Here is a 14,660-nt window from a genome sequence, read left to right on the forward strand (position 1 = left end):
GCAGCCATGAATGCCAACCTGCTCATTAAATCAATTTTGCACGTAGTAGCTGGTGTAATGACACTCAGCTTTGCCGCTCTTTCTTTTGACCACAACATGCCATTGGCCATTGGATTGCTACCCGCAGCAGTAGTTATGCTTTTACTATCGTGGAAGCATGCTGTACTTCTACCCGGTATGCAATTGCGCACCAGTTTGTTTTTGGTATTCGATGCCATAGTACTGGCATTTATTGCTTTTCAACTGTACAGGCAGGGCTATCACAAAGCCACTTTTTTATTTGAAGGCGTCAGTATTTTTTTCTTTAGCCTCGCGGCCTTTGTATGGCTGCTGCGGCGCAAACGAGCTGTATTTTTCACCTCCGACGATAACCAGTAAAACCCACCACCCGGTGGGTTTCTTTTTTGCTGCTCATTCCTCTTTCCGAAATGGAAAAAACATTTGGCAGTATTCTCTTCCTGATATAAATTTTCACTCTAACTGATATTCGTCAGTATCATCAGCTTGCCACACAATTACATTCGCTAAAATCAATTCACATGGGTGCCGGTTCGCTTATTGCCCTTGCTATTGCAGCAGTTGCGTTTTCTTCCATTGCGCTTTTAGTAGCCAAGCTGGTTACCAAAGCCACCAAGAACAAACAAAAAGGCGAAGCCTACGAATGCGGCGTTCCCAGTAAAGGTCCCAACTGGATACAGTTCAACGTAGGGTATTATTTGTTTGCCCTTGTGTTCCTCATTTTCGATGTGGAACTGGTCTTTCTGTTTCCATGGGCTGTGGTGGTAAAAAGTGTGGGTTGGATTGCCTTGGTCGAAATCGTGGTTTTCTTTTTCATCCTGTTTTTAGGATTGCTGTACGCCCATAAAAAAGGCGCCCTGAAATGGAAATAACGAAAGGTCTACAGCAATCATGCGGCAAGCCTTGCCATTGACGACAAACTTGTAAAAACGGAACTATGAGTGAAGTGCCCAACAACGAGAATATTGTAGCCAGCGCCGAAGCTGCAGTGGAGCCAACAGCTGCTGCTGCACCTGCGCCCCGCAAGAGCATTGCCGAGCTTGCAGGCCCGACTCCTTTTCCCGGTACGGTACACGAAACACCTGGTGGTGGCATATTGGTCAGCGCCATGGATGATGTGATCAACTGGGCTCGAAGCAACAGCTTGTGGCCACTCACTTTTGGCACCAGTTGCTGCGCCATTGAAATGATGAGTGCTTACAGCGCCAAATATGATTGGAGCCGGTTTGGCTTCGAAGTAGCCCGTGCCTCTCCACGGCAAGCTGATGTGATCATCATTGCCGGAACCATCGTAAACAAAATGGCGCCTGTACTCAAGCGTCTGTATGATCAAATGGCCGACCCAAAATACGTGGTGGCCATGGGAGCCTGCGCCACCAGCGGCGGGCCGTTTTTTTACAATACCTATAGTGTAGTAAAAGGTGCCGATCACGTAATTCCCGTAGACGTGTACGTGGCAGGCTGCCCTCCACGCCCCGAAGCTTTGATACATGCCCTCATGACCTTGCAGGTAAAAATTAAAGCCGGCATGACCAGAGAGCAAATTCGGGATGAAATGAAAACGACGTAGGGGAGAATGATGAATTAGGAATTAGGAATGATGAATTGAGTTTGAAGACGCTTGAATATCAGACATCAAACATCAGCCATCAAAACATTATAACGCATGACACGTGAAGCTTTGCAACAAGATTTAGCCGGTCGCTTCCCCGACTTTACGTTTGAAGAGGGCGGTCAGTTTTTAACCATGCATGTGCCTGCACCGCAGTGGAGCAATATTGCCTATTTCCTGCGGGATACGCCGGAGATGCAATTCGACTTCTTGTTTTGCCTCACTTGTGTAGACTGGCTCAAGCACCTCACCATGGTGTATCACCTGCGTAGCTACACACACAAGCATGAGCTGGTGGTGAAATGCCAACTTGACCGCGAAAAACCTGAAATTAATTCTGCCGCCTACATCTGGCGCACAGCAGAGTTTCACGAAAGAGAAGTGTTTGAATTGTTTGGTGTCAACTTTTTGCAGCACCCCGATTTGCGCAATCTCATTTTGCCCGACGATTGGGTGGGCTATCCGCTCCGCAAAGACTACGACGACCCTGTAAACATGATTAAACTGTAAGCCACGCATTATGTACAGAGAAACGGATATCATACAAACGATTCCCGGCACCGATGAAATGGTGATTAATGTGGGGCCACAGCACCCCAGCACTCACGGTGTATTGCACTTGGTGCTCACCATCAATGGTGAAATGGTTCGCAAAGTGGAGCCACACATTGGTTACATCCACCGCAGCATCGAAAAGATGTGCGAAAGCCTTACTTATCGTCAGTTTATATACAGTACCAGCCGCATGGATTATTTGGCGGCACATACCAATAACCATGCTTGTGCCATGTGTGTAGAACAAGGCATGGGCATAGAAGTTCCCCTGCGGGCACAATACATACGGGTGCTGATGGATGAACTCACCCGCATTGCATCGCACTGCTTGTGGTGGGGCAGTATTGCCATGGACTGCGGCGCTGTTACGCCTTTCTTCCTCGCTTTCCGCGAAAGAGAAATGATCAACAGTATTATGGAAGAAACCTGCGGTGCCCGCCTCACCATGAACTACAATGTTCCCGGTGGAGTAATGGCCGACATTCATCCGAACTTTCAGCAAAGTGTAAAAGATTTTGTACGGCACTTCCGAAGTAAGATTGATGAATACGATGAGCTGGTAACCGGCAATATCATTTTCCAAAACCGCCTGAAAGGCGTGGGCATACTGAGCAAAGAAGATGCTATTTCATACGGTTGCACCGGCCCTACTGCCCGTGCCAGCGGTGTAAGCTGCGATGTACGCAAGCATTTCCCTTACGAGATTTACGATCAAATTCAATTCAACGAAATCACCAATACCACCGGCGATAGCTATGGTCGCTATCTCATTCGACTGGCAGAAATGCGGGAGTCGATGAACATCATTGAACAACTGATTGACAATATTCCGGAAGGCGATTTTCAGGCCAAAACAAAAGCGGTACTGAAACTGCCCAAAGGCGAATTCTACAGCCGTGTAGAAACACCCCGTGGTGAGCTGGGCGTGTACATTGTAAGTGAAGGTGGCACCACACCTTATCGTATCAAGTTCCGTTCACCAGGTTTCAGCAACCTGAGTGCGTTAGACCATATGACCCGTGGACAAAAGATTGGTGACCTCGTAGCGATTATGGGTACGCTGGACTTGGTAATTCCGGACATTGACAGATGATGATTGATGGATGTTGGATGTCTGATTTACGATGTCTGATATTAAATGAGAGGCGATCGATAAATGATATTGGAGTGTAGAAAATAATACGAATATCCTTTTTCCCCCTTTGGGGGTTAGGGGGCCAATAAAACTGACTCATGTTTAGTTTAGAAGACATAACACAAAGCGTACACAACTGGCTGTACGAAACCATGAACCCAACACTGGCGCTGATGGTAGAGTTTGCCATCATAGGTGTATTGGTGATTGCGCTGTTTGCCTTTTTGGGACTGGTGCTTGTAATGATGGAACGCAAAGTAAGTTCCTGGATGCAGTTGCGCCTTGGTCCCAACCGTATTGGCCCGTGGGGTTGGTTTCAAACCGTGGCTGATACGTTGAAGCTCATTGTAAAAGAAGGCATGACGCCGAATAACGTTGACAGATTGCTGTTCAATCTGGCGCCCATTCTGGTTATCATCGTTTCCATGGTCATCATGGCGCCACTCATGTTTGCCAAAGGCTTTCAAATTTGGGACATCAACATTGGCGTACTCTTTGTTTCTGCTGTTTCTTCTTTGTCGGTGATTGGTATTTTGATGGCCGGCTGGGCTAGCAACAACAAATACTCACTGCTGGGTGCCATGCGTAGTGGTGCTCAAATAGTGAGCTACGAATTGTCGGCTGGTTTATCCATGCTCACCATTGTAGTACTTACCGGCAGTTTGAAAGTATCCGACATCATTCAGGCACAGGAAACAGGTTGGTGGTTGTTCAAAGGACATATCCCCGCCATCATTGCCTTCGTGATCTTCATTATTGCTGCCACTGCCGAAACCAACCGTGCTCCTTTTGATATGGCTGAAGCGGAAAGCGAACTCACCGCCGGTTTTCACACAGAATACTCGGGCATGAAGTTCGCCTTGTTTTTTCTGGCAGAATACGTGAACATATTTGTGGTGTGTGCCATTGGTGCCACGCTTTTCCTCGGTGGATGGATGCCGTTTCATGTAGGCAACTGGGAGCAGTTCAACCACATCATGGATTACATCCCCACACCCATCTGGTTTTTTGGCAAAACCTTCTTCCTCATTTTCGTCATCATGTGGTTCCGCTGGACCTTCCCCCGTTTGCGCATCGACCAGTTGTTGAACCTTGAATGGAAATACTTGCTGCCCATCAGCATTGTCAATATTTTATTGGTAACGGTGATTGCATTGGCAGGATGGCATTTTTAAATAGTTGATAGATGACAGATGTTGGATGATAGTAAAGGCAATCGAATTAAGGAGTAGAGTTTAAGTCGATTGCTCAAAAACGAAAACGACAAATAATCATTATGAACCTCAAACAATACTTCGCGGATATTTTCAACGGTGTGAAGTCGCTGGCGACCGGCATGAAAGTGACCGGTGGTTATTTTCTGCGGCACCACAAAGAAAAAATTACCGAGCAATACCCCGACAACCGCGACACGCTGGTATTGGCCGAACGCTTTCGTGGTGAAGTAGTGATGCTGCACGACGAAAACAACGAACATGCCTGCACCGGTTGCACCGCCTGCGAACTGGCCTGCCCCAACGGCACTATCAAAGTCATCACCAAGTTTGACATGACGCCCGAAGGCAAAAAGAAAAAAGCAGTAGACACCTTCATCTATCACCTGGAGCTCTGCACCATGTGCAACCTCTGTGTAGAAGCTTGTCCTACCGGCGCCATTAGCATGGCCAACACATTTGAGCATAGTGTATTCGACAGAAGTACGCTGACTAAACAATTGAATAAACCCGGCTCCAAAATCAGGGCAGGTGTAGAATAATAATCGCCGAACAAAGCCACCAACATCATGGATATTTCAACCATCATATTTTACCTGATTGCGGCCTTCATACTGGGCATGGCCCTGCTGGCCGTTACGGCAAAACAAATTTTCCGCTCCGCCATCTGGCTGCTGTTTACCCTTATTGGCATTGCCTCTTTGTACTTCTGGATGGAAGTAGAATTCATTGCGGCTGTGCAAATAGTGGTGTACGTAGGCGGCATTGTAGTGCTCATCATCTTCAGCATTTTCCTGACGCAGCAATCGGCCACCGATATGCCATCGCCCAAGCTCACCCGCAAAATTGCTGCGGCCATTGCGTGTGTGCTGGGCCTTACCCTCAGTGGTTTACTGGTGCATGAATATGGCTTCAGCAAAACAGAGGCACCTTTTGACAATGAAGTGAGCCGCATTGGTACGGCCATGCTCAACACCGGTTCGGATGGCTTTGCGTTGCCATTTGAAGCTGTGAGCATTTTGCTGCTGGCCGCTATGGTTGGGGCTATTGTGATAGCGATGAAGGAGAGTGAGAAGAGTGAGTGAGGTGATTGGTTAACTGGTTAATTAGTTGATTGGTTAATTAGACAACTGAGTGATTAGATAACAGAATTCAAACGAATAACAAACATCAAACGCAGTAGCCTTGAGCATTAAGCCTTCTGCTTTTAAATAAACAACCATGGTACCTGTTTCACATATTTTACTGCTGAGTACGGCCTTGTTTTTTATAGGCATGTACGGCTTGTTTACCCGGCGCAATATGATTGCCTTGCTCATGAGTATCGAACTCATGCTCAACAGCATCAATATCAACTTCGTGGCATTCAACAAATATCTGTGGCCCGGCCAATTGGATGGCATCTTCTTTACCATCTTCATCATCACCATTGCCGCCGCCGAAGCAGCCATTGCCATCGCCATTGTCATCAACCTGTATCGTAGCCACCTGAGCATTGATGTAAACGATGCAGCTGAATTAAAACATTAACCCCAACAGCCATAACACATGAATTACGCATTACTTTCTGCCCTGCTGTTGCTGCTGCCACTGGCCAGCTTTGTGGTACTGGGCATTTGGGGACGCAGCATTTTCCGCAAAGCCTCCGGCATGATTGGTACCGCCGTATTGGGCACCATCGCCGCATTGTCGGTGTACATAGCCTGCCAGTATTTTTTGGTAGATGGACAGCTCAATGGCACGTATCAACCCATCATTGCCTTGCAGGCCGAGTGGCTCAAATTTGGCTACAAAGAACTGAGCATCGATATCGGCATCTTACTTGATCCTATATCAGTAATGATGCTCGTAGTGATAACCGTAGTGTCACTCATGGTGCACATCTTCAGCCTTGGCTACATGAAAGATGAAGAACGCTACAGCACCTACTTCGCTTTCTTATCGCTGTTTACTTTCAGCATGCTGGGCTTGGTGATATCGGTGAACATCTTTCAGATTTATATGTTCTGGGAACTGGTGGGTGTGTCTTCTTACCTGCTCATTGGTTTTTTCTTTACCAAACCCAGTGCGGTGGCGGCCAGTAAAAAAGCCTTCATCGTTACCCGCTTTGCCGATCTCGGTTTTCTCATCGGCATTCTCATCCTCGGTATTCAAACCGGCACATTGGATTTTAGCACCATCATCGACCGCTTGAGCAATCCACAAAGCGAAGCATTTATCAGCATGACCAGTGCTGGCTTCCTCGGTTTGTCTACACTTACATGGGCATTGATACTGGTGTTTATGGGTGGTGCCGGTAAGTCGGCCATGTTCCCCTTGCACATTTGGCTGCCCGATGCCATGGAAGGCCCTACACCTGTTTCGGCATTGATACATGCCGCCACCATGGTGGTAGCCGGTGTATACCTCGTAGCCCGTTTGTTCCCCGTGTTTCACCTCGACGAAATAGCCATGAGTGTGGTGGCTTGGGTAGGTGCAACTTCAGCCTTGTTTGCGGCCATCATTGCCACTACGCAAACCGATATCAAAAGGGTACTGGCGTACAGTACCATGTCGCAGATTGGTTACATGATGTTTTCATTAGGTGTATCAGGTTATGGTGGCGAAGCAGGCCTTGGCTTCACGGCTTCCATGTTCCACTTGTTTACACATGCCTTCTTCAAATCATTGTTGTTCCTTGGTGCCGGTGCTGTTATTCACTACGTACACAGCAACGACATGACTGACATGGGCGGTTTGCGTAAACACATGCCCGTTACACATGCTACATTTCTGCTGGCTTGCCTGGCCATTGCGGGTGTGCCGCCGCTGAGTGGTTTCTTCAGCAAAGAAGAAATATTGCTGGCTGCTTACGAAGGCAACAAAGCCATCTACTTTATTGCCTTGTTTACTGCAGGCCTCACCGCCTTCTACATGTTCCGTTTGTACTTCATGATTTTCTGGCAAAAGAAAAACACTACGAAGCACATCATGGCGAAGGCCCGATGAGTATGAAGCTGCCGCTGATTGTATTGTCACTGCTGACGATTGTAACCGGCTTCATTCCTTTTGCGCAATACGTAAGCAGCAATGGCAAAGGATTTGATACACACCTGCACCTGCTATTTTCCATTGCTCCTGTTGCCATGGTCATTATCGGTATTGGCATTGCGTATGTGCTGTATCAAAAAGCCAACGACAAACCTGCCAACCTTGCGAATACTATGGGCGGTTTGTATCGTGCTGCGTATCGCAAATTTTACATCGATGAACTCTACCTGTTCATTACCCATAAAATCATTTTCCGCTTCATTGGCAAGCCTGCCGCATGGACCGATAAAAACATTGTAGACGGCACTGTAAACACTGTGGCCAGTGCTACCGATGATGTATCGTTTATGATAAAAGGATGGCAAAGTGGTAAAGTACAGCAATACGCTATGTACTTCTTTGCCGGTGCCTTGTTGTTGGCTTTCATTTTTATTTACCTGTGGCATTAAAATATTGATGGTATGAATCTTAACTGGCTTATTGTACTACCTGTTGTATCGGCACTGGCCATACTGCCCTTCAGCCAACTGAAGCAGGTGCGCAGCATTGCTGCTATTGGTGCCACACTGCAGCTGTTGCTATCGTGTGTACTGCTCTATGTATTTATGCAAGATCCTGCATCAGGCATGAGTGGTTCACTGGCGTTTGAAAGCAGCTACGCTTGGTACAAACCCCTGCACATTTACCACAGCGTAGGTGTCGATGGCATTTCCATTGCCATGATTATGCTCACCGCCATTGTAGTGCTGGCAGGTGTCCTCATCAGCTGGAATATGGAAAAGATGAGCCGTGAATTTTTCTTCCTCCTCATGCTGCTGAGTGCTGGTGCTTATGGTTACTTTATTTCTACCGATGTATTTACCATGTTCTTCTTTTTAGAACTGGCGGTGGTACCCAAGTTTTTGCTCATCGGCATTTGGGGCAGTGGAAAAAAAGAATACAGTGCCACCAAACTCGTACTCATGCTCATGGGTGCATCGGCCTTGGTGTTTATAGGCTTGTCGGGTTTGTATTTCAACAATGCGAGTGGCAACCTCAGCTTCAACATGAGTGAGCTGGCCGCTAATCCGCTGAGTGTAGAACAACAGAAATTTTTCTTCCCCTTTGCCTTCATTGGCTTTGGTGTATTCACGGCGTTGTTTCCATTTCATACCTGGGTGCCCGATGGTCACAGTAGTGCACCCACCGCAGCCAGTATGTTTTTGGCAGGCATCAGCATGAAGCTGGGAGGCTACGGCATTCTGCGGGTAGCCACTACTATCATGCCCGAAGCAGCACATTATTATTCTCCTTACATCATCGTGTTGTCGGCCATTGCCATTTTGTACGGCTCCTTCGCTACCATGATGCAAACCGATTTGAAATACATCAACGCTTACTCATCCGTAAGTCATACCGGCTTTGTGTTGTTTGGCATTGGCATGCTCACCAAAACGGCCATTGCAGGTGCAGTTATTCAAATGGTATCGCATGGTTTGATGACGGCCCTTTTCTTCGCCGTGATAGGCATGGTATACGAACGAACCCACACCCGCATGGTTGATAAAATGGGGGGCTTACTCAAAAGCATTCCATTCATCTCAACTGTATTTATGATCGCCGGTCTCACTTCTTTAGGCCTCCCGGGCTTCAGTGGATTTGTGGCCGAAATGATGGTGTTTATTGGCAGTTGGGAAAATGGCGGCACCCTGCACAGAGTAGCCACAATTGCTGCGACTGCCTCCATCGTTGTGACCGCCGTGTACATTTTGCGGGCCATTGGCAAAGTCATTATGGGGCCGGTAGAACATGAAGCGTATTTCGAGTTTAAAGATGCCCGTTGGAATGAAAAATCAGCAGCTATCATACTCGTAGCAGCCATACTGGTTATTGGTATCACGCCCTTCCTCATCAATCACCTCATCACACCCGGTACCGAAGCCATCATGAACAAACTCGTTGCCAATCCATAACGCAATTCACTCATTGACAATTGACTTTTTGACTCATTCACCTTTTTTATATGGTACAAGATTTTTTCCTATTGATGCGTTCTGAGCTGATGCTCATCCTCATCATTTTTGGGTTGCTCTTTTTGAAACTGGGCAATGCCCGTTTGAAAAATGAAACAGTGATGAACATGGTGAATGCAGTATTGATAGCCACGCTGGCCATGGGCTTTTTGGTGAAGGATACCGGCATGATTTTCGGCAACATGTTTCATACCACCGACTTAATCCGGCTGGAAAAAAACATCCTGACACTCGGCACCCTCATCATCTCATTGCAGAGTTATCAGTGGTTGAAGGCGCACAAACATGCCATGGAATTTTACCTCTTGCTCATCAGCACTTTGCTGGGTATGTTCTTCATGTTGTCGAGTGCCAACCTGCTCATGTTCTACCTCGGTTTAGAGCTGAGCACCATTCCATTGGCAGCCATGGTCAATTTCGATTTGCACAAGAAACAATCGAGTGAAGCAGCGTTCAAAATGATTGTGTCATCTGCCTTCTCTTCTGCGTTGTTGCTCTTTGGTATTTCGTGGATGTACGGCATCGTGGGCAGTGTTAGCTATTCTGCTATTGCAGCCGCTGTAACCGGTAGCCCACTGGAAATATTCGCATTCGTGATGATACTCGCAGGTTTTGGTTTCAAAATTTCTGCGGTACCGTTTCACCTGTGGACGGCTGATGTGTACGAAGGTGCTCCCATCCCAGTTACGTCTTACCTGAGTGTAATTTCTAAAGGTGCTATTTTGTTTGTGTTCATCACCGTGTTGTACAGTGTATTCCGCAGCATGGGCGATACCTGGTATTACATGCTGTACATCTTGTCTGTAGCTACCATGCTCATCGGCAACCTGTTTGCCATGCGTCAGCAAAACATGAAACGCTTCCTTGCTTTTTCTTCCATTGCACAGGTTGGTTTTATACTGCTGGGCATAAGCGGACAAAGCGTTGCCAGCAGTACATCGTTGATCTTTTTTGTACTTATTTACATCTTCAGCAATCTGGCTGCGTTTGGTGTGGTATCGCTGGTAAGCAGCGCCTACGACAAAGAGAAAGTGGATGATTACAAAGGCTTCTACCAAACCAATCCGCTGCTGGCATGGACACTGGCCATTGCGTTGTTTTCACTGGCGGGTATTCCACCTACGGCTGGTTTCTTTGGTAAGTTCTTTTTGATTCTGGCTGGTGCGGCCAAAGGCAACTGGTTGCTCATTACCATTGCTGCGCTGAACATGATTATTTCTTTGTACTACTACCAGCGGGTGGTAAAAGCCATGTTCATGGATCACAATGCTGCGCCGTTGGAAAAAATCAATACACCATTGTCACCCAAAATTGCACTCATCATTTGCATCGCTGGCATTTTAATAACAGGCTTGTACAGTGGCGCCTACGAGTACATTTATCAACTGGTTTCGTAAAGTATTTTGAGTTTTTGGTTTGTTGTTTGTGGTTTTTAGTTCTTACTGTTTCGCTTCATTTCAAATTCAATCAGGTTTCATTTCATGAAAAAAGTAACTCCCGAGGAACCAAAAACGAAAAACAAAAAATAAATAATAAATATGGCTATCAATAAAAACCATCCATTTGAAGACCTGAACGGTGTGAAATGTGCCGTGGTGGAAACCAATGTGTCGCAAGACAGAGTCGACTTTTTGAAGCCATTGCTGGAGCACAACGGATACGAAGTGGTGATTGCAGCTGCAGCGCCCCCCAAAGCAGCCAAACCAGCGGCAGCGCCTGCTGAAGGCGAAGCGGCTCCGGCAGTGGAAGCACCGCCTGCGCCCAGCTTGTTTACCATTGGCGTAACCGATGTAAAATTCAACGCCGTGAATGCGGTGTTTGGTCGCTTGTTAAAAACACCAACTGGCCAGATTGTAACACAAGCCTATTGGCTTCAAAAAGAAACCGTGAGTGACCCTGAAACACCGTACTACGAAAAGCGGACACTGTTTCAGTAGCTTTTATTTTCATCCGAATTGACTCAATCACCCAATTAACCAATTGACTCATTTCCTCATGAAAAAATGGGCCATCATTCCATTGTTGTTTGCAGCCATTGGCTACCAAAGTTGCCTTGAAGAAACACCCATAGCAGAGCAGCAGCAGTATTTGCAACGTGGCGATAGTATTGCTACTGCTACGTTTGATACGCTCCGTAACTCGTTACTGCAAGCCATGGAAACCAAAGGCATTGCAGGGGCCGTTCGGTTTTGTAACGTGCAGGCATTGCCCATCACTTCATCGCTGGCCAAAGATGGTATTACCATTCAAAGAGTGGCAGAACGATTTCGCAATCCGGCAAATGCATTAGACAGTGCAGACAGCAAACAATGGCAACTATTTGCGCAGCTAAAAGCCAGAGGCGATAGCCTTACCAGCGTAGTACAGGAAACGGAAACTGCGTTTGTTTTTTACAAACCCATCATTATGAATCCGCTCTGTGGCAATTGCCACGGCAATAAAGCCATGGGCATGCAACCCGAAGTGTTGGCCGTTATCGACTCACTGTATCCAAAAGATAAAGCCCTTGGATTTGTGAAAGGTGATATCCGCGGACTTTGGAAAATTACCTTCCCAAAACCTTTTACCGATTAAGGCTTTTGTGTCAGTAAGTAATATTTACCTGCTTGTGTGTTGAAACGCATCACATAGCCAATGGCTGTTTTTTCTGCCGCTACTGCCATACCATTTACCAATAGTGGTGCAGCACTACGTACCACACATACGCCACCGTTGCGGGATTGTATGCCTGCTCTTTGCAAAGCATTGTTTTGCCAAGTAAGCGACACTACAAAATTACCCCGGCCTACCAGGCCACTTACATGCCCGCTATGCCAGGCAGTGGGCAATGCCGGCAGCAAATGCAATTCGTTATCCTGGCTTTGCAGCAGCATTTCTGAAACACCTGCGGTACCGGCAAAATTGCCATCAATTTGAAAAGGCGGATGCGCATCAAACATGTTAGGATAAATACCTCCACCAGACATCACAATACCATCCTCCCGCACCAATCGCATCAGGTTGCGGTACAGTTTGTATGCATGATCGCCATCCAGTAGTCGTGCCCAAAAATTTACTTTCCAACCAAGGCTCCATCCTGTGCCACCATCACCACGCATCAGCAGTGTTTGCTTCGCCGCAGCGGCTAAGGCTGGTGTTCGGGTTGCTGAAATCAATTTTGCAGGATACAGAGCATACAAATGCGAGACATGCCTGTGTTCGGGGTCTACATCCACAACATCGTTGTACCACTCCTGCAATTGGCCTTTGCTACCAATTTGAAATGGATGCAATAATGCTTTTGCTTGTTGTACAGAATCAATAAAAGCTTTGTCTGATTGCAACACTTGTTGCGCTGCAATCAGGTTGTCAAACAAATCTTTGATGATGGACATATCCATGGTAGAGGCAATGGTCATGCCTGTTTTTTTGTTGCCATCATAGTAATAGTCGTTTTCCGGCGAAGTAGATGGTGCTGTTACCAATCGGCCATTGGCATCGGGTATCAACCATTGCAGTGTGAACTGGGCAGCGCCTTTCATTAATGGATAGGCAGTGTCTTTCAAGAACTTTTTGTTGCCTGTAAACTGATAATGTTCCCACGCATGCCGGCTGAGCCAGTTAGCCCCCATGGCCCAGTTGGCCCATTTAGGATCGCCTTTGCCGGTATCGCCTACCGGATTGCTCAGCGCCCAAATATCTGAGTTGTGATTGACTACCCAACCACTGTTGATGTTGTAAAAGTTCTTCGCCGTAACTGCACCTGTAACCGCCAGCTTGTTTAAAAACCCTAATAACGGTTGGTGCATTTCAGCAAGATTCGTAGCCTCTGCCGGCCAGTAGTTCATTTGCACGTTGATGTTTGTGGTATAGTTGGAACTCCACGGTGCCCGCAGCTCTTTGTTCCAAATGCCTTGCAAATTCGCCGGCACATTGGGCGTTTGCGAACTACTGATGAGCAGGTAGCGACCATACTGAAAATAGAGCACTTCCAAACCGGGGTCGTTGGCACCTTTCGTGTAGGCTTCCAATCGCTGATCCGTAGGCACAGCAACCATGGCATCCTTCTCTTCATTCAACCACATGGTTACCCGGTTGAAATAATGTTGAAATGCCTCGCTGTGTTTGCTACGCAACTGAAAGTAAGGCAACGCTTTTGTCACGTTCAGGTATTGCTGCATCAAAGCCAACTCATCTTTTCCCTCACTATCAGGGCATTTATCAAAGCCATTAAAACTGGTGGCTGCTGAAATGTGCAACGTCACAGTTGTGCCATTGCTTACTTGCAGGCCGCTGGTATCTATCTCTAGGCTACCATCTTGCAAGGCTACCTGTATACCCATGGCAAAACGCATGCCCCGGCAACCATTGGTATCATTCTGAATCACAGGTTCTTTATTGACACGGAAATAATTCGGATCAACATGTGCCGGCGCTTTGCCTTTGATGAGCAGCATTTGCTGAGCGGCCATTGCTACCGGCTGTATCCGCATCAGGCTAGATGCACGAATGCGCAGATTCAATTGCCCCTGTTTGCTGGCCGTGATGCGTACAATCAAATTTCGATGCGCTGCAGAAGCAAATACTTCTCGTTTGTACTGCACTCCATTGGCAGTGAAAGAAGTAATGGCCATGGCATCAGCCAACTTCAATGTGCGTTGATAATCGGTTACTGTTGCAAGGCCCAAGTCTTGCTCAATGTGCACATCGCCCATGGGCATGTAGCTTTCCGAATACAGGCCCTGCATCTTTTTTACCAGGCGGTTGGCCTCTTCATATTTACCCGCAAACAATGCTTCTCTTACTTTGGGTAAATATGAAGCCGAAGCCGGATTGGGATTGGGATTGATAGGACCACCACTCCACAACGTAGCTTCATTCAGCTGCAGCAATTCATGTTCGATGCCTCCAAATACCATGGCGCCTAACTGACCGTTGCCTACAGGCAAAGCTTCTGTCCATTTTTGGGCTGGCTTATCGTATAGCAATTGTAAAGATGATTGTGCAATGGCCGGAGTAAACACAGCGCTTTGCAGCATTAGCACAAATAGCCAACCTATGGTACGGGTAACGTTATTTTTTTGCATGGCATCCAATCTTAAGTC

General features: G+C 47.0%; 16 protein-coding genes. 15 read left to right on the plus strand and 1 reads right to left on the minus strand.

The genetic code is table 11. From position 1 onward, the window contains the following. Positions 1-6 precede the first annotated feature (6 nt). The 15 genes from GLV81_RS15375 (at position 7) to GLV81_RS15440 (ending at position 12,150) form a co-directional block, all read left to right on the plus strand. Positions 7-378 carry a hypothetical protein gene (locus tag GLV81_RS15375; RefSeq protein WP_157479663.1) on the plus strand — a complete coding sequence of 124 codons (372 nt, stop codon included), beginning with the start codon at positions 7-9 and terminating at the stop codon, positions 376-378. A gap of 161 nt (positions 379-539) precedes the next feature. Continuing rightward, complete coding sequence (locus GLV81_RS15380; RefSeq protein ID WP_157479664.1) at positions 540-890, plus strand: NADH-quinone oxidoreductase subunit A; 351 nt, start codon at positions 540-542, stop codon at positions 888-890. A 65-nt stretch (positions 891-955) separates the two neighbouring features. Continuing rightward, positions 956-1,588 (plus strand): NADH-quinone oxidoreductase subunit B, encoded by a 633-nt coding sequence (locus tag GLV81_RS21375; protein WP_157479665.1) that lies wholly within the window; start codon positions 956-958, stop codon positions 1,586-1,588. A gap of 96 nt (positions 1,589-1,684) precedes the next feature. After that, positions 1,685-2,140, plus strand: coding sequence for an NADH-quinone oxidoreductase subunit C (locus GLV81_RS15390; RefSeq protein WP_157479666.1), 456 nt, complete (start codon positions 1,685-1,687; stop codon positions 2,138-2,140). Between the two features lie 10 nt (positions 2,141-2,150). After that, positions 2,151-3,278, plus strand: a complete 1,128-nt coding sequence (locus GLV81_RS15395; protein ID WP_157479667.1) for an NADH-quinone oxidoreductase subunit D — start codon at positions 2,151-2,153, stop codon at positions 3,276-3,278. A gap of 140 nt (positions 3,279-3,418) precedes the next feature. Continuing rightward, the gene (gene nuoH / locus GLV81_RS15400) at positions 3,419-4,495 is read left to right on the plus strand and encodes an NADH-quinone oxidoreductase subunit NuoH (protein WP_157479668.1); all 1,077 of its coding nucleotides are present in this window, start codon (positions 3,419-3,421) and stop codon (positions 4,493-4,495) included. A gap of 101 nt (positions 4,496-4,596) precedes the next feature. Then, complete coding sequence (locus GLV81_RS15405; protein ID WP_157479669.1) at positions 4,597-5,076, plus strand: 4Fe-4S binding protein; 480 nt, start codon at positions 4,597-4,599, stop codon at positions 5,074-5,076. Positions 5,077-5,103: 27 nt separating this feature from the next. Further along, a complete protein-coding gene (locus tag GLV81_RS15410) occupies positions 5,104-5,619 on the plus strand; it encodes an NADH-quinone oxidoreductase subunit J family protein (protein WP_157479670.1) in 516 nt (171 codons plus the stop codon). 136 nt (positions 5,620-5,755) lie between these two features. Then, positions 5,756-6,064, plus strand: coding sequence for an NADH-quinone oxidoreductase subunit NuoK (gene nuoK / locus GLV81_RS15415; protein WP_157479671.1), 309 nt, complete (start codon positions 5,756-5,758; stop codon positions 6,062-6,064). An 18-nt stretch (positions 6,065-6,082) separates the two neighbouring features. After that, positions 6,083-7,522, plus strand: coding sequence for an NADH-quinone oxidoreductase subunit 5 family protein (locus tag GLV81_RS15420; protein WP_197428502.1), 1,440 nt, complete (start codon positions 6,083-6,085; stop codon positions 7,520-7,522). Further along, positions 7,519-8,013, plus strand: coding sequence for a NuoL/Nad5 family protein (locus tag GLV81_RS19550; protein WP_197428504.1), 495 nt, complete (start codon positions 7,519-7,521; stop codon positions 8,011-8,013). Before GLV81_RS15420 ends, GLV81_RS19550 begins: the two co-directional genes overlap by 4 nt. A 12-nt stretch (positions 8,014-8,025) precedes the next feature. Beyond that, positions 8,026-9,516: a complex I subunit 4 family protein gene (locus GLV81_RS15425; RefSeq protein WP_157479672.1), complete on the plus strand. Its 1,491-nt coding sequence runs from the start codon at positions 8,026-8,028 to the stop codon at positions 9,514-9,516. A gap of 50 nt (positions 9,517-9,566) precedes the next feature. Next, positions 9,567-10,973, plus strand: coding sequence for an NADH-quinone oxidoreductase subunit N (locus GLV81_RS15430; protein WP_157479673.1), 1,407 nt, complete (start codon positions 9,567-9,569; stop codon positions 10,971-10,973). Positions 10,974-11,114: 141 nt separating this feature from the next. Next, the gene (locus GLV81_RS15435) at positions 11,115-11,513 is read left to right on the plus strand and encodes a hypothetical protein (protein ID WP_157479674.1); all 399 of its coding nucleotides are present in this window, start codon (positions 11,115-11,117) and stop codon (positions 11,511-11,513) included. A gap of 58 nt (positions 11,514-11,571) precedes the next feature. Next, a complete protein-coding gene (locus GLV81_RS15440) occupies positions 11,572-12,150 on the plus strand; it encodes a Tll0287-like domain-containing protein (protein WP_157479675.1) in 579 nt (192 codons plus the stop codon). Here GLV81_RS15440 and GLV81_RS15445 read toward each other — a convergent pair. Further along, on the minus strand, positions 12,147-14,642 hold the full coding sequence (locus GLV81_RS15445; protein ID WP_157479676.1) for a glycoside hydrolase family 95 protein: 2,496 nt from the start codon (positions 14,640-14,642) through the stop codon (positions 12,147-12,149). The two genes, GLV81_RS15440 and GLV81_RS15445, sit on opposite strands and share 4 nt — an antisense overlap. Between the last annotated feature and the right edge of the window lie 18 nt (positions 14,643-14,660).

This window comes from Phnomibacter ginsenosidimutans (assembly GCF_009740285.1).
Lineage (GTDB): Bacteria > Bacteroidota > Bacteroidia > Chitinophagales > Chitinophagaceae > Phnomibacter > Phnomibacter ginsenosidimutans.